The organism is Pseudomonas sp. IPO3747, assembly GCF_013385245.1.
Classification (GTDB): domain Bacteria; phylum Pseudomonadota; class Gammaproteobacteria; order Pseudomonadales; family Pseudomonadaceae; genus Aquipseudomonas; species Aquipseudomonas edaphica.
In genome coordinates this window covers 259,280-284,718 of sequence record NZ_JACAQL010000002.1, presented here as the reverse complement: position 1 = coordinate 284,718, position 25,439 = coordinate 259,280, and the positions used below count along the sequence as shown (strand labels likewise).

The following is a 25,439-nucleotide window of genomic DNA, read 5'->3' as shown; positions in this document are numbered from 1 at the left end:
GAGCAGGCTATGCACAGTTATGACTATTGGCTGATCATCGCCTTCTTTGCCGTGGTGCTGGTGCCGGCACCGTTCCTGGGGCGGTTCTACTACAAGGTGATGGAAGGCCAGCGCACCTGGCTCTCGCCCGTGCTCGGCCCTGTCGAGCGCGGCTGTTATCGCCTGTCCGGCGTGGACGAGCACCAGGAACAGAGCTGGCAGAAGTACACGCTGGCACTGCTGGCGTTCAACCTGGCCGGTTTTGTGTTGCTGTTTACCGTGTTGTTGTTCCAGGAATATCTCCCACTTAACCCGCAGAAATTACCGGGTCAGGAATGGACGCTGGCCTTCAACACGGCGGTCAGTTTCATGACCAACACCAACTGGCAGAACTACAGCGGTGAAGCCTCGCTGAGCTATCTCAGCCAGATGATCGGTCTCACCGTGCAGAACTTCGTCAGCGCCGCCACTGGCCTGGCTGTGCTGGTCGCGTTGTGCCGTGGTATCGGGCGTAAATCCACCAAGACCCTGGGCAACTTCTGGGTCGACATGACCCGCGCCACCCTCTACGGCCTGCTGCCGATGTGCCTGGTGTTCGCGTTGTTCCTGGTGTGGCAGGGCGTGCCGCAAACCTTCGCTCACTATGTGAATGCCGTGACGATGCAGGGCGTGGACCAAGTGATCCCACTCGGCCCGGCAGCCAGCCAGATTGCGATCAAGCAGTTGGGCACCAACGGTGGCGGGTTCTTCGGTGTCAACTCGGCGCACCCGTTTGAGAACCCGACTGCCTGGGCCAACCTGTTCGAGTTGTCGGCGATCATCCTGATCCCGGTGGCGCTGGTGTTCACTTTCGGCCATTACGTGAAAGACCTGCGTCAGAGCCGGGCGATCCTCGGTTGTATGCTGGCCTTGTTCCTGATCGGCGGCGCGACCTCGCTGTGGGCCGAATACCAGCCCAACCCCACCCTGAACAACCCAGCTGTTGAGCAAACCGCGCCGCTGGAAGGTAAAGAGGTGCGCTTCGGTACCACTGCCACCGTGTTGTGGTCGGTCACCACTACAGCGGCGTCCAATGGTTCGGTCAACGGTATGCACGACAGCCTCAACCCGCTGAGCGGCATGGTGGCGCTGGTCAACATGATGGTCGGCGAAGTGATCTTCGGCGGCGTCGGCGCCGGTATGTACGGCATGTTGCTCAACGTGTTGATCGCGGTGTTCCTCGCCGGCCTGATGATCGGCCGCACCCCGGAATACCTGGGCAAGAAGCTGCAGGCCAAGGAAGTGCAATTGCTGGTGGTGACTTTGCTGGTGATGCCGATCGGCACCCTGGTACTGGGCGCCATCGCCGCCAGCCTGCCGGGTCCGGCGGGGGCCATCAGCAACCCCGGCCCGCACGGTTTCAGTCAATTGTTGTATGCCTACACCTCGGCCAGTGCCAACAACGGCTCGGCGTTCGGCGGCTTCAGTGCCAACACCACGTTCCACAACCTGATGATGGGCCTGGGTATGTTGATCGGCCGCTTCGGCTACATCCTCCCGGTACTGGCCCTTGCCGGCAGCCTGGCGATGAAGAAAACCGCACCGATTGGCCAGAACAGCTTCCCGACCCATGGCCCACTGTTCGTGACCCTGTTGACCGTGACCATTTTGCTGGTGGGCGGCCTGACTTTCCTGCCGACGCTGGCACTGGGCCCAATTGCTGAACACCTGAGCATGGCTGCTCCTAAATAAAGAGCTAGAGGGGATATGAAAATGAATATGCCTGCAAAAAATGCGGCCCCTGTGAGTTCTCAGGAACCGGCCAAAACCGCCATCTCCGCTCTTTGGCGTCCGGCGCTGGTCCAGGCTTTCGTCAAGCTGGACCCACGCCAACTGCAACGCTCGCCGGTGATGCTGGTGGTCGAGTTGACCGCCATCCTCACCACCGTGTTGTGCTTTGTGCCGGACACTTCGGTGCCGACCTTTGTGGCGGTACAAATCGCCGTGTGGCTGTGGTTCACCGTGCTGTTCGCCAACTTTGCCGAAGCCTTGGCCGAAGGTCGCGGCAAGGCCCGCGCCGACAGCCTCAAAGCCGGCAGCGAAGGCCTGAGCGCCCGCCGCAAAGAGGCCGACGGCAGCTTCAAGGTCGTGCCGGCCACCAGCCTGCGCAAAGGTGATGTGGTGCGCGTCGCGGCCGGGGAGATGATCCCCGGTGACGGCGAGGTCATCGAAGGTATCGCGGCCGTCAACGAGGCGGCGATCACTGGCGAATCCGCACCGGTTATCCGTGAATCCGGCGGCGACCGTTCGGCCGTCACCGGCAACACGCGGCTGGTGTCGGACTGGTTGCTGATCCGCATCACCGTCAACCCGGGCGAGTCCACGCTGGACCGCATGATCGCCCTGGTGGAAGGCGCCAAACGCCAGAAAACCCCGAATGAAGTGGCGCTGGATATCCTGCTGATCGGCCTCACGCTGATCTTCCTGCTGGTGGTGGTCACCCTGCAGCCGTTCGCCCACTTCGCCAATGGCAGCTTGCCGCTGGTGTTCCTGGTCGCGCTGCTGGTGACGCTGATTCCGACCACCATCGGCGGCCTGTTATCGGCCATCGGTATCGCCGGCATGGATCGCCTGGTACGCCTCAACGTCATCGCCAAATCCGGGCGTGCGGTGGAAGCGGCGGGTGACGTGCATGTGCTGCTGCTGGACAAGACCGGCACCATCACCTTCGGCAACCGTCGCTGTGCAGCCGTGATTGCAGCGCCTGGCGTCAGTGGTCGCGACCTGGCTGAAGGCGCGTTGCTGGCGTCCCTGGCGGACGACACGGCGGAAGGCAAATCCATCGTCGAATACCTGCGTGCTTTGCACCCTCAGGCCGAGCCAACCGTGGAGGAGCTGACCTCCGTGCCGTTCAGTGCCGAAACGCGCTTGTCCGGTGTCGACTACCAAGGCCGTGTGTTCCGCAAAGGCGCGGTCGATTCACTGCTGGCGTTTATCGGCCAACAACGCCGTGACCTGCAGCCGGCACTCTCGCGGGAAATCGACAAGATCGCCCAGAGCGGCGGCACGCCATTGCTGGTATGCGCCGATGGCAAACTGCTCGGTGCGATCCACCTCAAGGACGTGGTTAAACCCGGCATCCGCGAACGCTTCGCCGAACTGCGCAAACTGGGGATTCGCACCGTGATGGTCACCGGCGACAACCCGTTGACCGCCGCCGCGATTGCCGCTGAAGCGGGCGTGGACGACGTGCTGGCCGAAGCCACGCCAGAGAAGAAACTCGCCCGCATCCGCCACGAGCAGAACGACGGTCGCCTGGTTGCCATGTGCGGCGACGGCGCCAACGACGCTCCGGCGCTGGCCCAGGCCGACGTCGGCATGGCGATGAACGACGGCACCCAGGCCGCTCGCGAAGCGGCCAACATGGTCGACCTCGACAGCGACCCGACCAAGCTGCTGGACGTGGTGCAGATCGGCAAGGAACTGCTGGTGACCCGCGGTGCGTTGACGACCTTTTCCATCGCCAACGACGTGGCTAAATACTTCGCGATTTTGCCGGCGCTGTTTGCCTCGATCTACCCGCAGTTGGGCGTGCTCAACGTTATGCATTTGCAGAGCCCGCAGAGCGCGATTCTCTCGGCCATCGTCTTCAACGCGCTGATTATCGTGGTGTTGATTCCCCTGGCACTGCGCGGTGTGCGCGTACAGGCGGCGAGTGCGGCGGCGTTGCTGCGCCGCAACCTGCTGATCTACGGGTTGGGCGGGCTTTTGGTGCCGTTCGTGGGCATCAAGGCGATCGACATGCTCCTGACCGCGCTGCACCTGGTGTAACTGGATCGCACTTTTTGTGGAGAGGGAGCAAGCTCCCTCGCCACAGTGGTTACTCGATTTATTGAGGATTTCAAGATGACTAACATGATCCGCCCGGCCCTGAGCCTGCTGGTCCTCATGACCCTGATCACCGGCGTTGCCTACCCGCTGGTGGTCACCGGTGTCGCCCAAGTTGCGTTCCCCGACCAGGCCAACGGCAGCCTGGTGCGTGACGCCGAGGGCAAAGTGCGCGGCTCCAGCCTGATCGCCCAGGATTTTACCGGTGACAGCTGGTTCCACCCACGCCCATCGGCTGGCGCGTTTGCGACGGTCTCCAGCAGCGCCAGCAACCTGGCCCCAAGCAACCCGGCATTGGCCACGCGTATTTTTGATGACGCGAATAAACAGTTGGTGCCAGGCCAGGGGCCGGTGCCTTTGGCCTCCCTGACTACCTCCGGCAGCGGCCTTGATCCGCACTTGCCACCGGCGGCGATTGCCTATCAACTGGCGCGAGTGGCGGCGGCGCGAAATGTGCCCGTGTCTACACTGCAGCGCTTGCTCGATGAGCACATCGAAAGCCCGCTGGTGGGGCCGCCGGTGGTGAATGTGCTGGCGCTGAACATGGCGCTGGAAACGTTGTAAACCGTGGTGCCGTCATCGCGGGCAAGCCCGCTCCCACAGGGAAATGCATTCCAAATATGGGAGCGGGCTTGCCCGCGATGACGGCCTGAAGGATTCCAAATAAACACCTGAAGGAACTCCAAAGCATGAGCGACTCCGGCCGCGCCGATGCCCTGTTAGCCGATCTGCCACGGGACGGCCGTGGCCGGCTCAAAGTCTTCCTCGGTGCGGCGCCCGGTGTGGGCAAGACCTACGCCATGCTCCAGGCCGCCCACACTCAACTGCGCCAGGGTGTGCGCCTGATCGCAGGCGTGGTTGAAACCCACGGCCGCGCCGAGACCGAAGCCTTGCTCAGCGGCCTGCCGCAGCAACCCTTGCTGCGCAGCGAATACCGTGGCGTGATGCTCGAAGAAATGGACCTCGACGGCCTGCTCGCCGCCAAGCCCAAGCTGGTGCTGGTGGATGAGCTGGCCCACAGCAACGCCCCCGGCAGCCGCCATGAAAAACGCTGGCAAGACATCCAGGAACTGCTCGCCGCCGGCATCAACGTGTTCACCACGGTCAACGTCCAGCACCTGGAAAGCTTGAACGATCAAGTGCGTGGCATCACCGGCGTGCAAGTGCGTGAAACCTTGCCCGACTGGGTGCTGCAAGAGGCCGACGAACTGCTGCTGATCGACCTGCCGTCCCGCGAGCTGCTCGAGCGCCTGCGCGACGGCAAGGTGTATGTGCCGGAACAGGCCCGCGCCGCCATCGACGCATTCTTCACCCAGACCAACCTGATGGCCCTGCGCGAGCTGGCCATGCAAACCGCTGCTGCGCATGTCGATGACGATTTGGCCCAAGGCTACCGCCAGCTCGGTCAGGCCGCCCCGGCGGTGCGCGGGCGTTTGCTGGTGGGCGTGGACGGTGATGCGCAGGCCGAACGCCTGGTGCGTCACGCCAGCCGCGTGGCCCAGCGCCGGCATTTGCCGTGGAGCATGGTGCATATCGATAACGGCCGTGCGCACGACGAGCAATCGCGCCTGCGCCTGCAGAACGCCCAGCAATTGGCCGAACGGCTGGGCGGCGAAGTGGTGTTGCTGCGCGCTGGCGAAGTGGCCAAGACGCTGATCCAGCATGCCGCCGAACGCCGCGCCAGCCTGCTACTCGTGGGGCAGTCGCGGATGCGCTGGCGGCGCAGGCTGTTCGGAGGTGGCTTGGCGACACGCTTGCTGCGCAATGCGCGGGGTTTGGAGATCAACGTGCTCGACAGCGACGACATGCCCGCGCCGCCACGCCTGCCGGATGTGCGCGGGCTGGTGTGGTTCGACTATGGCCTGGCGGTGGTTGCAACCATCGTCGCGGCGGCGCTGGCCTGGGCGGTAGCCAGTGTGTTGCCGCTGCCGAATATCTCATTGGTGTTTCTCGCTGCGGTACTGCTGGTCGGTGTGCGCAGCAGCCTGGGACCGTCGCTGGTGTGTGCGGCGCTGTCGTTCCTGAGCTACGACTTTCTGTTTATCCCGCCGAAATTCTCCTTCGCCATCCAGCGTGAAGAAGACGTGCTGACCCTGTTGTTTTTCTTGCTGATGGCGGCGCTGACCGGCAACCTCGCGGCGCGTCAGCGTCGGCAGTTGCAGGCCTTGCGCGACACCCAGGAAGAAACCAGCGAACTGCTCGACCTGTCGCGCAAACTCACTGCGGCCACCGACCGCCAGGCGGTGATCAGTGCAGCGGCCCATCATCTGGACGGCTGGAGTGATCTGGACCTGTGTCTGCTTAATCGCGACGGCCAGGGCGGCTGGAAGGTTGAAACCGGCACCGCGCTGAACCTCACCGAAGCCGAACGCGCCGCCGCCGATTGGGCCTGGCAGCATGATCAACCGGCTGGCATGGGCACCGGCACGTTGCCGTTTGGGCGTTGGTGGTGGTGGCCGCTGTCGGGCGAGGAGGGGCCGTTGGGCCTGCTAGGCGTCAGCCCCAAACCCGGCCTGGAATTGAGCGGCCAACGCCGTCGTCTGCTCACCGCATTGAGCCAGCCATTGGCCCAGGCTCTGGCGCGCGCACAGCTGGCGCAGGAGCTGGAATCGGCGCGCCTGCACGGCGAAACCGAACAACTGCGCAGCGCCTTGCTGGCCTCGGTGTCCCACGATTTGCGCACGCCGTTGACCTCGATGCGCGGCAGCATCGACAGCCTGCTGGCGCTCGGTGAAGCCATCCCGCTGGAAGACCGCCGCGAATTGCTTGAAGGCACTCGCGATGAAGCCGAGCGCCTGGACCGCTATATCCAGAACCTGCTGGACATGACACGCCTGGGTCACGGCGCCCTGAAGCTGGCACGCGATTGGGTCTCGCCGGGTGATATCGTCGGCAGCGCCCTGGGCCGCTTGCGCGCGGTACTGGCGCCGTTGCAGGTACACACCGACGTGCCGGCGCAGTTGCCGTTGCTGTATGTGCACGCCGCGTTGATCGAGCAGGCCTTGGTCAATGTGCTGGAAAACGCCGCGCGGTTTTCACCGCCCCACGGCCGTTTGCAGGTGAGTGCCGGCGTGGCCGATGAGCAGCTGTTTTTTGCCGTGGCCGACGAGGGGCCGGGGATCCCCGAGGACGAGCGTGCGAAGATTTTCGATATGTTCTACACCGCCGCCCGTGGTGATCGCGGCGGGCAGGGCACAGGCCTTGGCCTGGCGATCTGCCAGGGCATGGTGGGCGCACACGGCGGGCATATCCGCGTCGAGGATGGTATAGAAGGGCGCGGCACCTGCATCAGCTTGTTCCTGCCGTTACCGACGCAACCTGGCCCGGAGCGCGAGCCTTGAGCTACCCTCTTTTCTCCACGGATTTTGATTGGACACCATGAGCCAGACCGCGACGATTTTAGTCATTGATGACGAACCGCAGATCCGCAAATTCCTGCGTATCAGCCTGGCCTCCCAGGGCTACAAGGTGATCGAGGCCGGCACCGGCAACGAGGGCCTGGCCCAAGCGGCATTGAGCAAACCGGATTTGCTGGTGCTCGACCTTGGCCTGCCCGACATGGACGGCCAGCAAGTGTTGCGCGAGTTTCGTGAGTGGTCGACGGTGCCGGTATTGGTGCTGTCGGTGCGCGCCAGCGAAGTGCAAAAAGTCGAAGCCCTGGACAGCGGCGCCAATGACTACGTGACCAAGCCCTTTGGCATCCAGGAATTTCTTGCCCGTGTGCGCGCCTTGTTGCGCCAGGCACCGGCGGGAGAGGCTCAGGAAGCGGCGTTGAGTTTCGGCCCGTTGACCGTGGACCTGGCCTATCGCCGGGTGCTGCTGGACGGTGTCGAGGTGGCCCTGACCCGCAAGGAATACGCGGTGCTGGCGCAACTGGCGCGGCATCCTGGGCGGGTGATCACCCAGCAGCAATTGCTCAAGGATATCTGGGGGCCGACCCATACTGAAGACAGCCATTACCTGCGCATTGTGGTGGGCCATCTGCGTCAGAAGTTGGCGGATGATCCGACCCAGCCACGGTTTATCGTGACCGAGGCGGGTGTGGGGTATCGGTTGTTGAATGCCTGAATGTTGCAGTGCCTGAACGGGCCTCATCGCAGGCAAGCCAGCTCCCACCTTTTGATTTGTGAATACATTCAAAGGTGGGAGCTGGCTTGCCTGCGATAGGGCCATCAGCCACATCCACACGTTCAACCCTGCTCACTCTCATACTTGTCCAAGGTATCACTGGCAATTTCCCGCCCCAACGCGATCAACTCCGGCGCCTTGTAGAACTCGAAAAACCGGCACACCCGCTTCGGCACGTTGATCAGCACGTCCGGCGGATAACCGGCAATCTTGTACTGCGCCAACGAGGTCTGCATCACTTCGAAGCTCTGGTTGATCAGGTCCAGCAGTGACGCCGGCCCGACGTTATCGATAATGAACGAGCCGGTCGCGGACTTCGGGGCGCCTTGTTTTTCCGGGGCGGCCGCAGGTTGTTGGGCTTCGGGTTCGGCCGACTCCAGCCACGGGTTGATTTCGGCGGCCTGGGACTGCAAGGCTTCCTGTTCCAGCTTCATCAGTTGCTCGGCCTGTTTGCGCCGAAACGGCAGGTGCGAACCCAGCGATTTGGCCAAGCTGTTGAAGCGGCTCTTGAACGCCGGCGGGCGCTGGATCACTGGCAGGTGGTAGTGCTTCTGGTTGGTGGCGTTGAGGTTGACTGCGATGATCAAGTCGCAATGGCTCGACACCACCGGCACGATCGGCAGCGGGTTGAGCAGGCCGCCGTCCACCAGCATGCGGTTGCCTTGCATCACCGGCGTGAACAGGCTGGGAATCGCCGCCGAAGCGCGCATGGCCTGGTGCAGGCAGCCTTCCTGGAACCAGATTTCCTGTTGGTTGGTCAGGTCGGTGGCCACGGCGGTGTAGGGAATCCGCAGTTCTTCGATATTGATCTCGCCGACGATCTTGCGGATTTGCCCGAAGACTTTTTCGCCACGAATCGCCCCCAGTCGAAAGCTCACGTCCACCAGGCGCAGCACGTCCAGGTAGTCGAGGCTCTCGATCCAGTTGCGGTATTCGTCGAGCTTGCCGGCGGCGTAGATCCCGCCGACCACGGCGCCCATGGAGCAGCCGGCGATACAGGCGATGTCGTAGCCGCGCCGTTCGATTTCCTCGATCACGCCGATGTGGGCGTAACCGCGGGCGCCGCCGGAGCCGAGCACCAAGGCAACACGTTTTTTCATGAGCTGATCCTTCGCAAAACAGTGGCCCACAATGCGCTTACCGGCCGAGGGCATCAAAATATTTTTCCAGAATAGCCATTACGCTCGGGTATGCTCTGGCGGTAGGCATTTCTGAGCAGGCACTGCTGAAAGCACTTTTGAATGGACACTTCTGATTTCAGGCGGCCCCCAAGGCACTTTTCCTTGGAGGCAACGTCTACAGCCTACGACTGTTTTTCTATATTTGAGGTGTCATTGATGAAAGCCTGGATGTGTGTGCCTGTGATCGTGTTGGCCCTGGCCGGTTGTGCCGGCAAAACCGCATACCGCGACAGCTGTGGCACGCAATTGGATGCGGCCTGGCACGAGTTGGATTTGGCCAAGGCCGAAGGCTTTGCCGGCACCGTGAGCTACTCTAAGGCTTTGTCGCTGTTAACCGGCGCCAAGACCCAGCAGCAATTCGAAGCGTTTGAAGGCTGTTCCAATAAGGCCGAGAAAGCGCGCTTCTACATTCGTGAGTCCCGCGCCGGGCGTTGATCGGTAAGCGGGGACTAGGGTTTCATCGTTAAGGGGGAAGGGATGTCAGCGCTGGTTGATCAGTTAGTCGCTCAGGTCATTGGCCTGGAAGTAGGGTTACTGAGCTGCCAGGCTCGCCTCGCCGCCGTTACCGACGATGAAGCCTTGCATGACCTGCGCACCACCGTGCGGCGCCTGCGCAGTTTATTGCGCCCCTTGCGTGGGCTACCGGGTGTCGAGCAGCTGGAATTGGCCGCCAGCACGGTCGGCCAATTGACCACGCCGCTGCGTGACCGTGAGGTACTGGCGGCGTATTTGCAGCAGCACGGCCATCACGCGGCGGCCGACCGGCGCCTGCGTTTGCAGGCCGATGCTTACCGCCAGGTGGCGCAAAGCCCGGAACTCGCGCATTTGCTGCTGATCCTGGATGCCTTCCCGCGTTTTATCCGCGCCTCCCAACACCAGAGACTGCTCAAAGGCCTGCGCCCGCGCATCGAGAAGCGTCTGGCCAAGCAGTCGCAGAAACTCGATGACGCCCTCAAAGACCCGGATCATGACCGCCACCGTCTGCGCCTGCTGATCAAGCGCGTGCGCTACGCGGGCGAAGCCTACCCCGAACTGGACAAACTGCCGGCCAAGGCGATGCAACGCCTCAAGCAAGCGCAAGGCGCCCTCGGCGATTGGCACGATTGCTGGCAATGGCTGGCCCAGGCTGAACATCAACCCGACCTGCAGCCGTGTGTTGCGGTTTGGCAGCGCACCATGGCCAAGGCTGAAGGCCAGGCGGATCGGGTGCTGGACAAGCTCAGCGCGGATTGTTTCTAAACCGGTCCGGCTTTTGGCCGGAATAGGCGCTGTGCCTGCTCAACCTGCTGGTTAAGATCCCGACATCGGTTTTCTGGATGTGAGGTTGCCATGCGCTTTTGTGATTTGCTCGATGCCGCCCGTAACAACCCGCTCGAAGTGACCATCCCTGCCGAGTGGGCGCAGGGCCGCGCAACCTTTGGTGGCCTGGTGGCTGCCTTGCAATACGAAACCTTGCGCGCCCAAGTGCCGGTGGATCGGCCTTTGCGCTCGCTGGCCATCACTTTTGTCGGCCCGGTAGCGCCGGATGTGCCCGCCAGTTATCAAGTCGAAGTGCTGCGCGAAGGCAAGGCGGTCAGCCAGTTGCTCGGCCGCGTGGTGCAGAACGGCGAAGTGGCGACCTTGGTACAAGCCAGCTTTGGCGCGGCCCGTGAGTCGGTAATTGATGTGTCGAGCGAAGCGCCGCCGGTGTTCAAACACTGGGATGAGTGCCAGGAACTGCCCTATATCAAGGGCGTTACCCCCGAATTCATGCGTCACTTGGCGATGCGCTGGAGTGTCGGCGGCCTGCCGTTTACCGGTAATAAATCCCGCGACATGGGCGGTTGGGTGCGTTTGCGTGGGGACGTGAAGGAAGAGCCGCTGACCGAGTCGCATATTCTTGCCCTGGTCGACGCCTGGCCACCGGCCTTGCTGCCGCACCTGACCAAGCCCGCGCCGGGCAGCACCTTGACCTGGACCATCGAGTTCATCCAGCCGCTGCAAAGCCTGACCACCCTTGACTGGTGCCAGTACTACGTCAACATCGAGCACGCCCGCGACGGCTACGGCCATGCCGCTGCCGCGCTGTGGAGCCCGAGCGGCGAGTTGATCGCCATCAGCCGACAGACCGTGGTGGTCTTCGCCTGAGCCTCAGAAGTGCTGGCTGCCCTGGGCTTCCAGCGTGCGGCCGTGGCGTTGCAGTGCTAGGCCCGCCAACACGCCGACGACGCCGATGGCAAAACTGGCCAGGCTGAAGCTGAATACGCCAGACACCATCAACAGAAAACCAATGATCAGCAAAGGCACGGCAATCAGTTGCAGGCCCAGGTTGGTGGGGTGCTGGTGAGCCTGTGGCTGAGTGCGCCATTGCCAGGCGGGGAAGTTGGGGTGACGTTTGCCCATGATGATCAATCCTCTGTCCGTTGAAACAACATGGACAAAGTTTAGGTCGCAGGCCCCTGGGACGGCGAATCAAGGCTCGCTATGGAGGCCATAGCCAGCCTTGTTTGGCTTATAGCTTCAATTGCCCGATCGCCTTGCTCAACTCCCCGGCCAAGGTCGCCAGCTGATTGCTGGTGGTGGCCGACTCCACCGTCTGCTGCACGGTGTTCTCGGTCACATCGCGAATGCTCACCACCGCGCGGTTCATCTCTTCGGCCACATGGCTCTGCTGTTCGGCGGCCACGGCAATCTGGGTGTTGCTTTCGCGCATCTGGGCCACAGCACTGGTGATTTCGGCCAGTGCGGCACCGGCATCCTGGGCTTGTTGCACACAGTCGTCGGCCTTGAACGAGCTTTCCTGCATGAAGTCCACCGCGTCGCGGGTGCCGGCTTGCAGCGCCGACACCATGCGGGTGATTTCATCGGTGGAGCTTTGCACGCGCTTGGCCAGGTTGCGTACTTCGTCGGCGACCACGGCAAAACCACGGCCCATTTCGCCGGCGCGGGCGGCTTCGATGGCGGCGTTGAGGGCGAGCAGGTTGGTCTGTTCGGCAATGCTATGGATCACGCCGACCACACCGTTGATTTTCTGGCTGTCTTCGGCGAGTTTCTGGATCATTTCAGCCGTCTGCTGCACGCCGGTGGACAGGCCGGCGATAGAGCGCTGTACCCGGGTGACCACTTCCTGGCCGCTGCCGGCGAGGGTGTCGGCGGTCTGGGACAGGTCGCGGGTAGCGCCGGCATGTTGAGCGATATGGTAGACGGTGGCGGTCATCTCATTGATGGCGGTAGCCGCCTGGTCGGTTTCGCTTTGCTGGCCGAGCATGCCGTGCTGTACCTCGTTCATGCTGCTGGCCAGGCGCGCGGCGCCGTCATCGAGTTGCTGGGCGGTGCGCGCCACGGTACTCACCACGCGCTGATAGCCGGCCTGCATGGCGTTGAAGGCGCTGGCCATCTGGCCCACCTCGTCCGTGCAGGCCAGGGGCACGCGGGCCGACAGGTCGCCGGTCTTCTCCACGTGCAGCATTACGTCCTTGAGGGTGTTGAGTTGGCTGAGCAGGAAGCGGATCAACAACTGCGACGCACCGAGCATCGCCAGCATGAGGATCAACACGGCCACGGCGTAGTTGGCGAAGCGTTCGCTGAAGACCTGGCTGAGGCTGCGGCCATAGGCCAACACGGCGATCTGTTGGCCATCGGCCCGTGTGACGACGTCGGCACCGATCAGTGGGTTTTCCCCGAGCAAGGGCATGTGATTGAGTTCGACCCAACCGCTGGCGGTGCTCAAGGCGGACAGATCCTGATCAGCCAACGATGGGATTTGGCCGCGGGCAAAGGTCAGCCAATGTTCATCTTTGGGTAATGGGGTGTTGGCCGGCCAGGCACCGAGTAATCGCGCCTGGGCCTGCGCCGAGGCCCGAGATGCATCGCTGCGGGCCTGTTGCTCGAGCTGCACGGCATAGAGCACCAGCAGTAAGGTGGTGATGAAAGCGACCGCATTCACGGCCCAGAATTTGTACTTCAGCGAGATATTGCTAAGCCAGGCACCCATGGAAGGTTTTCTCTGATAGCGGAAACAGCATTGGCAAGGTGCCATTATTGTGCCGCTACTCAGGAAAGCGTTTTTGACATGGGTCAATGCGCCGCATCATGTGTGAGCTGGCTTGCCTGCGATGGCATCAACTCGGTACACCTGACATACCAAGGTGCCTGCATCGCAGGCAAGCCAGCTCCCACATTTAATCGGGTATGGCTTCTGAGCTCACGTCGAACCCTGCGTTGCCACCGAGGGCAAACCGAAAAACGCACGGGAGCAGGCGGTGCTGTGCTCGGTCAGGTCTTCCGGCGTTTCATTGCGATGCAGTGCCACTTCACGCAGCACTTCGGGCAAATAAGCCGGTTCATTGCGGCCATTTTTCGGTTTCGGCCGCAGGGTGCGCGGTAGCAAGTACGGCGCATCGCTTTCCAGCATCAGGCGGCCACGGGGAATTTCTTTGACCAGCGGATGCAGGTGTGTGCCACGGCGCTCGTCGCAGATCCAGCCGGTGATGCCGATATGCAAGTCGAGGTCCAGGTAGCTGAACAGCGCCTGTTGCTCGCCGGTAAAGCAATGCACCACGGCGGCGCTGAGGTGGTCGCGGTAATCCTTGAGGATCTCCAGCAGGCGCTGGTTGGCGTCACGTTCGTGCAGAAACACCGGCAGTTTCAGCTCAACCGCCAGTGCCAGGTGCTCTTCAAGGACTTTTTCCTGCTGCGGACGCGGGGAAAAGTCGCGGTTGAAGTCCAGCCCGCATTCGCCCACCGCACGCACGCGGCTTTCGTTGAGCAACCCGCGCAAACGTTGGGCGCTGTCGCCGTTCCAGTCACTGGCCGAGTGCGGGTGGATGCCGGCGGTGCTGAACAGGCGTTGGCCGCTGTCATCGAGTTTTACGCACAGTTCCAGGGCTTGCTCGCTGCCTTCGACGCTGGTACCGGTGAGCACCAATTGTTGCACGCCGGCGGCGTAGGCACGGTCGAGAACGGCCTGGTGCCTCTCGTCGAAACTGGGGTTGGTCAGGTTGACGCCGATATCAATGAGTTGCATGGTGCTAGCTCCGCCTGCGGCCGGAAAGCATATCAGAGCTGTAGATTTATAAGAAAAACTAAGAACTACAACGCGTTATAGCTGTCTTTGAACGTCGCAAGTGACATTGTGGCTGGCCCGCCGCCTGCCCCGACGCCACCGTTGCGTGCCTTGCCAGCGCTTGAAGCGCTCTGTTTCTGACCTCCAGCTTCTCGTCTTTCACGAGATGGCTGGCCAGTATTCTTTCCGGAGAGCGGATGATCCGACCCTCGGCGTTGCTTATGTTGTGCCTGACGTTACTGCTGCCCATGGCGGCGGTCGCACGTCTCGACGGGCCGCTGGAAGTGACCAAGCCCGGCAAGGTTCGTGATTTGGCGCAGATCCGTTCCAGCCGCACCCTGCGTGTGCTGGTCAACCAGAGCCGTAACAGTTCCGGTGAGGTCCAGGGCCAGGCCATCGGGGTCGAATACCATCGTCTGCGAGCCTTCGAGCAATACCTGAACGGCCATGCCCGGGATGGAGAAGCAATCAACCTCAAGATTATTCCCAAGGCCAAGGACCAATTGCTCGGCGCGTTGGCCCGTGGCGAAGGCGACTTGGTGGCGCCGGGTGAATTACTCGATGTGAAGGCCGCGCACAAAATCAGCACCAGCGACCCGATTGCCAGTGGTGTGCCGCTATGGCTGGTGGGCGTGAAGGGTGAGCGGCGGTTTACCAAGCTGGAGCAATTGTCCGGGCGCACCCTGGCGTTGACCACCGGCAGTGCGGCGGCGGACGCGATCAATCAGGTCAACCAGCAACTGGCGCTGCACAAGCGCCCGCCGGTAAAGGTGGAGTGGGTTGACCCGACGCTGGCCGTGGAGGATGTGTTGGAGATGGTCCAGGCCGGGATCTTCCACCTCACCATCGTTGAAAAACCGATTGCCGAGCGCTGGTCGAAAATCCTGCCCAAACTGCGTTTTGATCGGCAGGTGGTGATCAGCGAGCCGGGCGACGAATACTGGTTTGTGCGCCAGGATGCCTCGATGCTGCGGGCCAGTATCGATCGCTTCCTCAAGACTTACCATACGCCGTCCGACCAGGACGTGGCGTTCCAGCGGATCTATCGACGTCTCTACCAAGTGCGCAACCCGCTGGCCCGCGCCGACCGCCAGCGCCTGGAGAAACTGCGTCCGGTGCTGCAAAAGCACGCCCGCGAGCAGGGTATGGACTGGCTGAACCTGGCCGCGCTGGCGTTCAAGGAATCCGCACTCGACCCTGGCGCGCGCAACAGCGGCGGGCCGACCGGGCTGATGCAGATCACGCCATCGGCGGCGCAGCGGGTGGGGGTGAACAATATCGAGAGCCTGGACAGCAATGTGCAGGCCGGTGCGCGCTACCTGGCGATGATCCGCCGCAAGTTCTTCGCCAGCCCCAAACTCAACGAGCGCGAGCGCATGGCCTTTGTGCTGGCGGCTTATAACATGGGGCCGGAGCGGGTCCAGGGTATGCGTGCAGAAGCTCGCCGGCGGGGCTTGAACCCCAATCAGTGGTTCTTCCAGGTCGAACGTATTGCCATGGAACAGGTGGGAATGGGCGGCGTCAGCTATGTTAATAGCGTGAACAAGTATTACTTGGCGTTTGATCGGGAGCGTGAATCCCTGGAGCCGTCGGCGCCGAAAATTGCCTCACGAAAATAATCGGTTTTATCGATAAGTATTAGGCGATTTTTGCGCTTTTATCATTGTCTGATCCGATTAATATAGCGGCCAACCAACCCCTACTTTGAAAAGGATTCTCTCCATGAGCCCACTGATCACTCGCATTCTGTCCACTCGCGCCGGTTACGGCCTGACCATCCTGCGAATTTTTGTCGGCATCGTTTTCGCCGCTCACGGTTCGCAAAAGCTCTTTGGCTGGTTTGGCGGCGGCGGCTTGGCCGGTACTGCGCAATACATGGAAAGCCTCGGCCTGACCCCAGGCACGCTGATGGCGGTGTTGTCCGGCGGTACTGAGTTCTTCGCCGGCCTGGCCTTGATCATCGGCTTGCTGGCGCGTCCAGCGGCTTTGGGCCTGACCTTCCTGTCGCTGGTGGCAATCTTCTCGGTGCATATCCATAACGGCTTGTTCATGGCCAACAACGGTTATGAGTTCGCCTTGGCCTTGCTCGGTGGTGCGTTGGCGGTACTGTTCGAAGGTGCTGGCAAACTTTCGGTCGACCGCGCCATCGCCCACTGATGACCCGCGTTACCTGCTGAAAAAGCCCGCCATGAGCGGGCTTTTTCATTGCTCGGGATTCTTGACATCGCCCCACCGGCTTCTCTAGGATGCTGCTCATGCGCCGATTTAAACAGCTAATTGCGGGGCGCCACTGGGACTCAATGCAGCCCGACAGAAGCATGCACTCATCAAGAGTCAGGTTTCGAAATACCGCTAAAGCGCTGGTTCGGTGTTGCCTCTCACCTGCCCGCAGACTTTTGAGGCAGAGACACGACACGATGAATGCACCACGCCCCCTCATACGCCTGGCTCCGATCACCGCGGACCTGACTCAACGCAACCCCAAAATCCTCTTGGGTGGCAAGCATCAGCCGACCTTGCTGCGTTACCTCGACGGATGGCCGCGCCGCACCGGGCGCCCTTCAGCATTTCTGATCCAGTTTGTGGAAGATGGCGACTCCCTGGCGCGTTTTGCCAGCAACAGCTTTGATCTTGCCGTTATCCAGGCACCCAGCGCGGGCGATGCCGAGGAAGTGATCCGCCAACTGACGCGCATCGCCCGGCAAGGGCTGATTGCGCGTCGTTGACGGCTGATCAGTGAACGACAGCCGCCGATCGACGACGCCGGTGGTAGAGGAACACTGCACAGGCGATCAGGCATAACGGCAGCGGTACTGCGCCAATCATCAGCAGCTTGAGGTTGCGTTCTGTTCGATGCACCGATGCATACGCCTGGACCTTGAGTGCCTGCAACTCCATGGGCAGCCGCAGGCGTTCCTTGTTGAGCGCCTGCAACTGGATATTGGTGTCCACTGCACGGGTGCCGAAGCCAATACTCGGTGGGTTCAGGCGTTGCCATTCTTGCTCGGTTTGCTCCAGCCGTTTTTGCAGTTCCCCGGCCTTTTGTGCATAAGCCTGTGCGGCCGCCTCGCGCAGTTGCTCCAGTGCGTGGGTGGACTGGCTGCTTGCACGGGGTTGAATGCTTGCGAGCACGTCGGGAGCCGCAAGGTTATCCAAGGTGTTCAAGACAAACATCACGTTGTTGTTGGGCGCAGAGTTGATCACAGCGTCCATCAGTAAATCGGTGTCCGCGACCACCACCACCTCGATCTGTGCGGCCTTTTGCAAGCCTGCAGGCTGCCCGTCAATGCCGTCTGGAAAGGCCGAGTAGGCGGGGCCTTCGAGGCGCGCCGCGATCACGTGGGGTTGCGTGGCAGCCGGTATCCCTTCAGCCAGTAAGTCGTCTGCAGACGTTGCTGCAAAGCGGCCTGCGTCCAGCAGGGTGGAGCGCCTGGAGCTTTGTAACAGAGGCGTGAGTGTGGTGCGGCTTTTCCTCACGCGCGACAGCGCACCGCTGCTTGATACGATGACTGTATCCAGTTTCCAGGCACTCACATCGTTGGCCGCCATTGCTTGCCGTGGCAGGTTCAGCTTGGCCGGGTGCAGTACTGCTGGCGCACCTGAACCAAATGCGTGATCGACCAGCAGTTTGTCCGCCGGCATCTGTATGCCCCAAGCCGCCAGTAGCCCGTCCAGCCTTGTGTCGACGGGTTTGGCGTCTGTCTCGGCCTCGCTCACCGGGTCAATAAAGAGCATCAGTTTGCCGCCCCTCAATACAAACTGGTCAATTGCATACAGGGTTTGTTCCGGCAGGGCGCGCGGGTGCACAAGCATCAGGGTTTTGATCGATTCGGGCACTGTCGGAGTGCTTGATGCCAGACCTGTCAGATCAAAATGCTGATGCATCTGTGCCAGCAACTGTTCACCGGACGCGTTCAATGCCAACCCCGTCAATACGCCGACGGTGGGGGGCTCGGGGTGCATCAGTTGGTGGATCAGATGGCTGATTTCGTACTCAAGCAAGGGCTCGTCATCCAGGCGCAGTACATTGATACGTTGCGCGGGCTGGCCTGGGCGGGTGCCGATGAGGCCAAGAAAGCCTTGCTTGTCATCCAATCCGAACAGGCCGGCCTTGTAGGCATCCTCTGAATAAGGAGTAGGATCTATAACATGTAGGTTAATCATGGTTGCTGACGCTTTTTCGAACTCTTTGAGTAAATCTTCCACTCGTTCGCCGAAGCGGTTTATTGCCTGGCTTCTTCTTGGGTCATTACTTGAGTTGAAGTAATACAAATCCAGTGGGTGTTCCAGAGAGGCAAGCAGTTGTCGCGCAGGGGGCGATAACGTGTGGATTTTCTGCTGTGAGAAGTCCCAGCGGATATTCGGTAGTTTGCCGACCCACGCGAGATTGAATGCAAGGAAAAGCAGCAATATGACCACCAATGTCATACCCGTACTCAGAGTAGAACGCATCGTTTGCTTTCCTTCTCAACTGGTTTTGTAGTTGAGCGTGACGGTGGATGCCGAGAGAAAGGCAAGGATCATGCTGATGTAGTACAAGCCGTCATGCAGCGTCAGTTTGCCGTTGTCGATAGCCCCGAAACGTGAAATCGGGTTAATCGAGACCAGGCTGTCTATGACCCAGATCGGCGCCTGATGCTCAAGTGCGTCGAGAACCGATGAAAGTCCGCTGGCGGCCAGTAACATCACCACCGTTATCAGGAAGACAGCCAAACGTTGGTGGGTCAGGGTAGACGTAAAGCATCCGACAGAAAGATAAGCGCCGGCCAGCAACCAACTGGCTAGAAACTGTGAAGCGATAACACGGTTGTCGGCGGTGCCGAGGTAGTTGGCGAGGATTACCAGTGGGAAAGTAAGCAGCAATGCGATTGCGCACACGACCCACGCAGCCAGAAACTTTCCGATGACCCGCTCTGCGCTGGTGATGGGCAGGGTTTTCATCATGTCGCGCATGCCGGCGTGGTGTTCGTCCGACCATAATTGCGTCGACAACATGGGAATCAGCAACAGGTAGAGCCAAGGGTGCAATTGGAAAAACCCCTGCAGGTCGCCGCTTTCCTGTTCCAGCCATTTGCTTGTGTACAACCCCAAGGTGGCGCACAACACTAAAAACGCGGCAATACCGAGGTACGTGCTGGGTGTACAGGCATAACTGGCCAGTTGGCGCTTGAAAATGACAGGCAGCAGTTTCAAAGAGTGACCTCGTGGCTCAGATGCTGAACGACTTCGTTCAGGCGACCTGGCTCCAGATTCAGTGACGTTATGTTCCAGCCGCGGCTGGCGATAAGTGCGTTGATATGGGGGTAGATGGCGTGCCCGGGCATCGCCAGAACCGTTACGGTGCCGGGCGCATGCCGGTCCTCTTCTATACCTGCCACGCCGGGTAATACGGCAAGGGCGAGTAAATCCAGGGGTGTTTCTGCGGCCAGCGTGACAGCTCGGTAATGCCGGGAGTTGCGCTGCAAATCGGGCAGCGGGGTGTCTGCCACAAGGTGCCCTGCAGCGATGACCAAGGCGCGCGTGCACAGGCTCGACAGGTTGTCGCAATGCCGGGAGGCGATCAGGACCGTCATGTCTTCGGTCAGCGACTGGATCAGGGTCTTGAACTTGAGCAGTTGATCCGTTGCCAGCCCCTCAATCGGTTCATCGAGCAGCAGCAGGCCGGGGGTGTGCAGGATCGCCTGGGCGATAGCGACTCTGCGCTTCAAACCGACGGAAAGCGTATCGATCGGTGCATCGAGTACACGTGATAATTCCAGGCGCATGGCTGCTCGATCAACCCGGCTGCGTTTTTCAGCACCGCTGAAGCCGCGTACGGCGGCAATGAAATTGAGCACGCCTTTGACCGACATCGTTTGATGGCTAAGGCCGTCCTGGAGTTGATAGCCGAGGGCTCTTCGCGCTTGCAGAGGATGAGCCTGGGTATCAAAGCCTTCGACAGTGACATGCCCGGCCGAGGGGCTGGCCAAACCGGAGATAACATTCAGCAGTGTGGTTTTGCCTGCGCCACTCTCCCCGAACAAGCCGATACATTCCTGGCGTTGAGCGCTGAACGAGAGATTAGTGATGACGTTTCTTTTACCCAAACGCTTTGTCAGGCTGCTTATCTCGAGCATCTTTTTACCGAATAAGTTTTGCGAGGCGTAAGAACTTGTACCGTCATGCACGGTAAGCGCCGAGAAAGATACGTTTAATCATTGGACTTGGGAACAAGGGGACATACTTCTCAGATAATTCCTACGCCGAATCGGATAACTTGCTGAAACAATTGCGTTGTTCCGAGGTTAGTTAATGGCCGGGTATTTATCTGGCGCTTATATAAGGTTTACTCTTTCGCAATAAGGCCTGAATATCATGATGCTTCTTCGCACGCTTGTTCTTGAACGCAGCGGTCAGGACACGCCGGTCAACGGTGCACTGCTTTGTGGGTTTGCCGTTGCACAGACCGATTCCAATTTTTTGGTCTATAGCCTGGATGAAGAGACCGAACCTGGTAACTCCAGGGTCTACATCGCGGCGCTACGCAAGAAACTCGACCGGTACTTCCTCGGCGGGGTCGAGTCCAAGGAAGACCTGCAAGTTGCCATGCAAGTGTTCAAGCAAATCCTGATGGTGGCCGCTGCTTCCGGGACTAAGAACGGCACCGTTATCGAATCCTCGGTGCCTTTTCATTTCATTGATTTGAAAGGCTGCAAGTTACCGCCCGCCAGGCCTGAGGACCATCACTCGATGATCATCAAGAAGGCATTGGTCATGAAGGTCATTACCCTGGGCATGTCGGCACCCGTGCTGCCGGCCATCGAAAGTGCTTCGTTGATCGTGCCTTCGATTCGCTTCTCGTCGCAGATGATTTCGCCGCCCAGGGCCACGAACCCAGCCAGGCCCGTCGAGCCGCCCGTTTCAGAGCCGGCCCAGGCTCAACCATTGGAGGCTCCCGCCGCGATAGCCCCTGCGCCAGAACCTGAACCTGAACCAGAACCCGTGCCAGTGCCAGTGCCAGTGCCCGTCGAGCTCAGCGCGCCACCTGTTCAGGTCGAGCAAGCAGCGCCTGCACCGCGCCCACCTGTGCCGAAGATGGAACATGCCTCGTTGGTTGAGGTAGACAGCACGTTGTCCAGCCTGGCAAAGGTCGCCCAAGAGCTGTCGCAACAGCAACTTGCGGTGAACGAGCGCGAGGAAATGCTAACGCAGTGGCAGGCACGACTCGAGCAGGAACAGAGTGAGCTGGACGAAAGGAGCCAGGAGTTGCAGCAACAAGCAACGCAGTTGCAGGCGCGAAACCTTGAGGTTGGCCAAAAGGCTGAGAAGTTGACGCTGGCGCTGTCGCAGGTGGCGGGAATACGCCAGCGCCTGCAGAGTGTACTCCTGGAGCTTGATCAAACCCTGGACGGCCAGGCTTGAAGCTGATGTGTTCTACGGTCTGGCTACTTTTCAGGGTTCATTTATCATCAACCCCAGCCGGCCGGCGCCAGGGCATGACGCCTTGGCGTATCGGCACCATTGGACACTGTCTGGGGATGCACGCGTTTGAGTACCAAGCTGATAACCAAAGAAGGTCATGAGGCGCTGAAAAAAGAGCTGGATTACCTGTGGCGTGAAAAGCGTCCAGATACCACCCGCAAGGTGACTTGGGCGGCGTCCCTCGGTGATCGCAGCGAGAACGCGGACTATCAATACAACAAGAAACTGCTGCGTGAGATTGATCGGCGTGTGCGTTACCTGCGCAAGCGCCTGGAAGACATGCGGGTGGTGGAGTACATGCCCGAGCAGGAGGGCAAGGTGTTTTTCGGCGCCTGGGTCGATATCGAAAATGAGCAGGGCGAGACCAAGCGGTTTCGGATCGTCGGCTATGACGAAATTTATGAGCGCATGGATTACATCTCCATCGACTCCCCGATGGCCCGGGCGTTGCTGCGCAAGGAAGTCGACGATGAAGCCATGGTGCAGACGCCAACCGGCGAGGTGTGCTGGTGGATTACGGGTATCGAGTATGTGAAGTAAACGCTGGCCGGCACGCCGTCGGGCGTGCTGGCCAGCGCTGGTTTTCAACCTTCGCGTAACACCGTCAATGGGCTGGCATTCAACGCGCGACGCGTACCGAATACACCAGCGCCGCCGATCAGCACGGCACCGATCACTGGCAGCAATAGCAACCACGCGTGCGGATGCCACGCCAGGTCAAAGGCGTAACGGTACAGCACCCAGGTCACCAGCTCGGTGCCCAGGGCTGCCAGCAAGCCGCTTACCGCACCCAGCAAGCCGAACTCGATCCGTCGCGCCTTGACCAGCAACTTGCGCTCGGCCCCCAGCGCCCGCAACAGCGCGCCTTGGCGAATCCGCTCATCCAGAGTGGCCTGCAGGCCCGAAAACAGCACGGCCATGCCCGCCGCCAGCACAAACAGCAACACGTACTCCACCGCCAGGGTCACTTGGGCGAGGATGCTGCGCAACTGCTCCAGCAAGGCTTCGACCTGCAGGATAGTGACGGCCGGGAAGGCCCGGGACAGGTCGACGATCTGTTGGTCATGCCCCGGCGCCAGATAGAAGCTGGTCAGGTAAGTAGCGGGCAGGTCCTTCAAGGTGCCCGGCTGGAAAATCATGAAAAAGTTGGGCTGGAAGTTGTCCCAGTTGATGGTTCGCAGGCTCGTCACCCGTGCTTCGCGGTTCTCGCCACCGACGGTGAACACCAGGTGATCATCGAGCTTCAGCTTCAGGCTTTCAGCGACCTTGGCTTCTACCGACACCCCTGGGATGCCATCGCCCGGTTGCTGTGACCACCAAGCGCCTGCAGTGAGGAGGTTGCCCGGTGGCAGGTCGGCTGCCCAGGTCAGGCTCAGGTCGCGCTGCACAGCGCGGTCACCGCTGGAGTCTTTGCTGACAATCTCCTGCACTGGCGCGCCATTGATGCTGATCAAGCGGCCCGGCACCACCGGGTACAGCGGCGCCGCTTGTGCTTGCAACTCCAGCAGGCGGGCGCCAAAGGCGTCTTTATCGGCCGGCAGGATGTTCAAGGCGAAATAGTTGGGGGCGTCCTTGGGTAGCTGGTTTTGCCAGGTGTCGAGTAATTCGCCGCGCAGCAGGGCGATCAAGCCCATGGACAACAGGATCAAGCCAAATGCCAGGGACTGGCCGGCTGCGGCCAAGGGATGGCGCAGCAACTGGCCCAAACCCAGGCGCCAGGGCAGCGAGGCGCGAGCCAGTAGCCGGCGCAGGCTTTGCAGTAACAACAACAGCAGGCCGCCAAGGATCAGCGCGGCCATCACGCCACCGCCGAGCAATGCGAAGGTCAGCACCAGATCGAGGCTCAGGCGCCACATGATCAGGCCGAGGGCGAACAGCGCAGCGCCATACACCATCCAGGTGCTGGAAGGGATCGGCAGCATGTCACGTCGCAATACCCGCAGCGGCGGCACCCGGCCCAACGCTGCCAAGGGCGGCAATGCGAAGCCGGCGAGGGCGACCAGCCCGGTGCCGATGCCCGCCACTGCTGGCAGCAGCCCGCCGGGCGGCACGTCGGCCGGCAGCAAGTCATGCAGGAAATAGAACAGGCCAAATTGCGCCAACCAGCCGAGCACGGCGCCGGTGAGGCTGGCTAACAGGCCCAGTACGCTCAGTTGCAGGCTGAACAGCAGCATTGTTTCGCGGCGTGACAAACCCAGGCAACGCAGCAGCGCGCTGGCGTCGAAACGGCGGCTGGCGAAGCGGTTGGCCGACAGCGCCACGGCCACGCCGGCCAGCAGCACTGCCACCAGGCTGGCCATGTTCAGGTAACGCTCGGCCTTGCCCAGGGCTCCGCCGATCTGCTGGTTGCCGTCACGCGAATCCTGCAAGCGCTGGTTGGCGGCAAGGCCCGGCTTGACCAGGTCGCGATAGGTTTGCAGTGCCGTGCTGCCCTGGGGCGCACGCCACAGTTCGCGGTAGCTCACGCGGCTGCCGGGTTGCACCACGCCGGTGGCGTCCAGGTCGGCGAGGTTGATCATCACCCGTGGCGTGAGGCTGTAGAAGTTACCGGCGCGATCGGGCTCGTAGGTCAGGATGTGCGTCAGCCGCAGGGTTTTCATGCCCACGTCGATGCTGTCGCCGACTTTGAGGTCCAGCGCCGTCAGCAGCCGTGCTTCCACCCAGGCTTCGCCGGGTTTTGGGCCGCCTCCTGCAGTTTCTGCGCCGAACGGCTGCGTGGCGCTTTTGAGTTCGCCGCGCAACGGGTACTGCTCGTTGACCGCCTTGATGCTGGAGAGCTGGATGCCATTATCGGTCGCGATAACGCTGGAGAACTCAACAATGCGCGCGTGATCCAGGCCCAGTTCGGTGCCTGACCTGATTTGCTCGAAGCGGGCCGGCGAGCTGCCTTCGAGTACCAGGTCGGCACCGAGGAATTCGGTGGCACGCAACAGCATGGCGCCGTTCAGGCGTGCACCGAAGTAGCCAATGGCGGTGCTGGCCGTGACCGCCACCAGCAGGGCGAAAAACAACACGCGCAACTCACCGGCGCGGGCGTCGCGCAGTAATTGGCGCATGGCAAGGCTGAACAGGCGCAACAGCGGCAAACGTGCCATCAAGGCTCCAGGGGCGCGACCATCAGGCCGGCTTCAAGGCGGATCAGGCGCCGGCAACGGTGGGCCAGGCGCTCGTCGTGGGTGACCAGCACCAGGGTCGTGCCGCTTTCTTTGTTGAGTTCGAACAGCAGGTCGCTGATGCGCTCGCCGGTGTGGCTGTCGAGGTTGCCGGTGGGTTCATCGGCAAACAGCACATCCGGTTCGGCGGCGAAGGCCCTGGCGATAGCGACGCGCTGCTGCTCGCCACCGGAAAGCTGGCGCGGCGAGTGGGTCAGGCGTTGGCCCAGGCCCACACGCTCCAGCAGGTGGGTGGCGCGCTCGCGGGCGTCCTTGCGGCCGTCCAGCTCCAGCGGCAGCATGACGTTTTCCAGCGCATTGAGGCTGTCGAGCAGTTGGAATGACTGGAAGACAAAACCCACGTGCTCGGCGCGTATGCGTGCGCGCTGGTCTTCGTCGAGGGTGCTCAAGGCTTGCCCGGCCAGCGTGACTTCACCGCTGCTGGGCAGATCGAGGCCGGCCAGCAGGCCGAGGAGGGTGGATTTGCCGGAACCGGAGCTGCCGACGATAGCCAGGCTATCGCCCTTGTTCAGTTCCAGGCTCAGTTCGTGCAGGATAGTCAGTTCACCTTCCGCGCTGGGAACCACTTTGCTAAGGTTTCGCGCGGTGAGAATGCTTGCGCCCATG

General features: G+C 61.3%; 21 protein-coding genes and 1 pseudogene. 13 read left to right on the top strand and 9 right to left on the bottom strand.

Annotated features, from left to right (window positions below; genetic code table 11):
* Window positions 1–9: 9 nt before the first annotated feature.
* From kdpA to HX790_RS02530, 5 genes are all read left to right on the top strand, one after another.
* On the top strand, window positions 10–1,710 hold the full coding sequence (gene kdpA, locus HX790_RS02550; protein WP_017136083.1) for a potassium-transporting ATPase subunit KdpA: 1,701 nt from the start codon (window positions 10–12) through the stop codon (window positions 1,708–1,710).
* A gap of 21 nt (window positions 1,711–1,731) precedes the next feature.
* Complete coding sequence (kdpB, locus tag HX790_RS02545) at window positions 1,732–3,789, top strand: potassium-transporting ATPase subunit KdpB (protein ID WP_026013603.1); 2,058 nt, start codon at window positions 1,732–1,734, stop codon at window positions 3,787–3,789.
* 75 nt (window positions 3,790–3,864) lie between these two features.
* Window positions 3,865–4,410, top strand: a complete 546-nt coding sequence (kdpC, locus tag HX790_RS02540) for a potassium-transporting ATPase subunit KdpC (protein ID WP_017136081.1) — start codon at window positions 3,865–3,867, stop codon at window positions 4,408–4,410.
* A gap of 125 nt (window positions 4,411–4,535) precedes the next feature.
* On the top strand, window positions 4,536–7,187 hold the full coding sequence (locus HX790_RS02535) for a sensor histidine kinase KdpD (protein ID WP_176991193.1): 2,652 nt from the start codon (window positions 4,536–4,538) through the stop codon (window positions 7,185–7,187).
* Between the two features lie 37 nt (window positions 7,188–7,224).
* Window positions 7,225–7,914 carry a response regulator gene (locus HX790_RS02530; protein WP_053255124.1) on the top strand — a complete coding sequence of 230 codons (690 nt, stop codon included), beginning with the start codon at window positions 7,225–7,227 and terminating at the stop codon, window positions 7,912–7,914.
* Window positions 7,915–8,036: 122 nt separating this feature from the next.
* On the opposite strand, the gene HX790_RS02525 is transcribed toward HX790_RS02530, so the two are convergent.
* Window positions 8,037–9,074 carry a patatin-like phospholipase family protein gene (locus tag HX790_RS02525; protein WP_099549110.1) on the bottom strand — a complete coding sequence of 346 codons (1,038 nt, stop codon included), beginning with the start codon at window positions 9,072–9,074 and terminating at the stop codon, window positions 8,037–8,039.
* 237 nt (window positions 9,075–9,311) lie between these two features.
* Between HX790_RS02525 and HX790_RS02520 the strand changes: the two genes are divergently transcribed.
* The 3 genes from HX790_RS02520 (at window position 9,312) to HX790_RS02510 (ending at window position 11,282) form a co-directional block, all read left to right on the top strand.
* A complete protein-coding gene (locus HX790_RS02520) occupies window positions 9,312–9,590 on the top strand; it encodes a hypothetical protein (RefSeq protein ID WP_010176194.1) in 279 nt (92 codons plus the stop codon).
* Window positions 9,591–9,632: 42 nt separating this feature from the next.
* Window positions 9,633–10,394 (top strand): CHAD domain-containing protein, encoded by a 762-nt coding sequence (locus HX790_RS02515; protein WP_017136127.1) that lies wholly within the window; start codon window positions 9,633–9,635, stop codon window positions 10,392–10,394.
* A gap of 90 nt (window positions 10,395–10,484) precedes the next feature.
* Window positions 10,485–11,282, top strand: coding sequence for an acyl-CoA thioesterase II (locus tag HX790_RS02510; protein WP_176991192.1), 798 nt, complete (start codon window positions 10,485–10,487; stop codon window positions 11,280–11,282).
* 6 nt (window positions 11,283–11,288) lie between these two features.
* Here HX790_RS02510 and HX790_RS02505 read toward each other — a convergent pair.
* From HX790_RS02505 to HX790_RS02495, 3 genes and pseudogenes are all read right to left on the bottom strand, one after another.
* A pseudogene (locus HX790_RS02505) lies at window positions 11,289–11,537 on the bottom strand (terminase); the annotation flags it as partial.
* 109 nt (window positions 11,538–11,646) lie between these two features.
* Window positions 11,647–13,128: a methyl-accepting chemotaxis protein gene (locus HX790_RS02500; protein ID WP_138449876.1), complete on the bottom strand. Its 1,482-nt coding sequence runs from the start codon at window positions 13,126–13,128 to the stop codon at window positions 11,647–11,649.
* Between the two features lie 210 nt (window positions 13,129–13,338).
* Window positions 13,339–14,160, bottom strand: coding sequence for a TatD family hydrolase (locus tag HX790_RS02495; protein WP_176991191.1), 822 nt, complete (start codon window positions 14,158–14,160; stop codon window positions 13,339–13,341).
* Between the two features lie 236 nt (window positions 14,161–14,396).
* Between HX790_RS02495 and HX790_RS02490 the strand changes: the two genes are divergently transcribed.
* The 3 genes from HX790_RS02490 to HX790_RS02480 all read left to right on the top strand — a co-directional run bounded on the left by HX790_RS02490 (window position 14,397) and on the right by HX790_RS02480 (window position 16,925).
* Window positions 14,397–15,818: a transglycosylase SLT domain-containing protein gene (locus tag HX790_RS02490; protein ID WP_017136131.1), complete on the top strand. Its 1,422-nt coding sequence runs from the start codon at window positions 14,397–14,399 to the stop codon at window positions 15,816–15,818.
* Between the two features lie 103 nt (window positions 15,819–15,921).
* On the top strand, window positions 15,922–16,356 hold the full coding sequence (locus HX790_RS02485) for a DoxX family protein (protein ID WP_017136132.1): 435 nt from the start codon (window positions 15,922–15,924) through the stop codon (window positions 16,354–16,356).
* A gap of 260 nt (window positions 16,357–16,616) precedes the next feature.
* The gene (locus HX790_RS02480; protein WP_003172695.1) at window positions 16,617–16,925 is read left to right on the top strand and encodes a hypothetical protein; all 309 of its coding nucleotides are present in this window, start codon (window positions 16,617–16,619) and stop codon (window positions 16,923–16,925) included.
* A 7-nt stretch (window positions 16,926–16,932) separates the two neighbouring features.
* On the opposite strand, the gene HX790_RS02475 is transcribed toward HX790_RS02480, so the two are convergent.
* From HX790_RS02475 to HX790_RS02465, 3 genes are read right to left on the bottom strand one after another with little or no spacing between them, the layout of a single operon-like run.
* A complete protein-coding gene (locus HX790_RS02475; protein WP_176991190.1) occupies window positions 16,933–18,651 on the bottom strand; it encodes a Gldg family protein in 1,719 nt (572 codons plus the stop codon).
* 15 nt (window positions 18,652–18,666) lie between these two features.
* Window positions 18,667–19,392, bottom strand: a complete 726-nt coding sequence (locus HX790_RS02470; protein WP_176991189.1) for an ABC-2 transporter permease — start codon at window positions 19,390–19,392, stop codon at window positions 18,667–18,669.
* On the bottom strand, window positions 19,389–20,315 hold the full coding sequence (locus tag HX790_RS02465) for an ABC transporter ATP-binding protein (RefSeq protein WP_099549078.1): 927 nt from the start codon (window positions 20,313–20,315) through the stop codon (window positions 19,389–19,391). The genes HX790_RS02470 and HX790_RS02465 overlap by 4 nt, the downstream gene beginning before the upstream one ends.
* Before the next feature lie 238 nt (window positions 20,316–20,553).
* Between HX790_RS02465 and HX790_RS02460 the strand changes: the two genes are divergently transcribed.
* Together HX790_RS02460 and greB are read left to right on the top strand one after the other, a co-directional pair.
* Window positions 20,554–21,600 (top strand): hypothetical protein, encoded by a 1,047-nt coding sequence (locus HX790_RS02460; RefSeq protein WP_099549077.1) that lies wholly within the window; start codon window positions 20,554–20,556, stop codon window positions 21,598–21,600.
* 126 nt (window positions 21,601–21,726) lie between these two features.
* Complete coding sequence (gene greB, locus HX790_RS02455; RefSeq protein ID WP_056857197.1) at window positions 21,727–22,200, top strand: transcription elongation factor GreB; 474 nt, start codon at window positions 21,727–21,729, stop codon at window positions 22,198–22,200.
* A 44-nt stretch (window positions 22,201–22,244) separates the two neighbouring features.
* Here greB and HX790_RS02450 read toward each other — a convergent pair whose 3' ends face one another.
* Together HX790_RS02450 and HX790_RS02445 are read right to left on the bottom strand one after the other, a co-directional pair.
* The gene (locus HX790_RS02450) at window positions 22,245–24,755 is read right to left on the bottom strand and encodes an ABC transporter permease (protein WP_099549076.1); all 2,511 of its coding nucleotides are present in this window, start codon (window positions 24,753–24,755) and stop codon (window positions 22,245–22,247) included.
* Window positions 24,755–25,438: an ABC transporter ATP-binding protein gene (locus tag HX790_RS02445; protein WP_017136140.1), complete on the bottom strand. Its 684-nt coding sequence runs from the start codon at window positions 25,436–25,438 to the stop codon at window positions 24,755–24,757. Before HX790_RS02445 ends, HX790_RS02450 begins: the two co-directional genes overlap by 1 nt.
* Between the last annotated feature and the right edge of the window lies 1 nt (window position 25,439).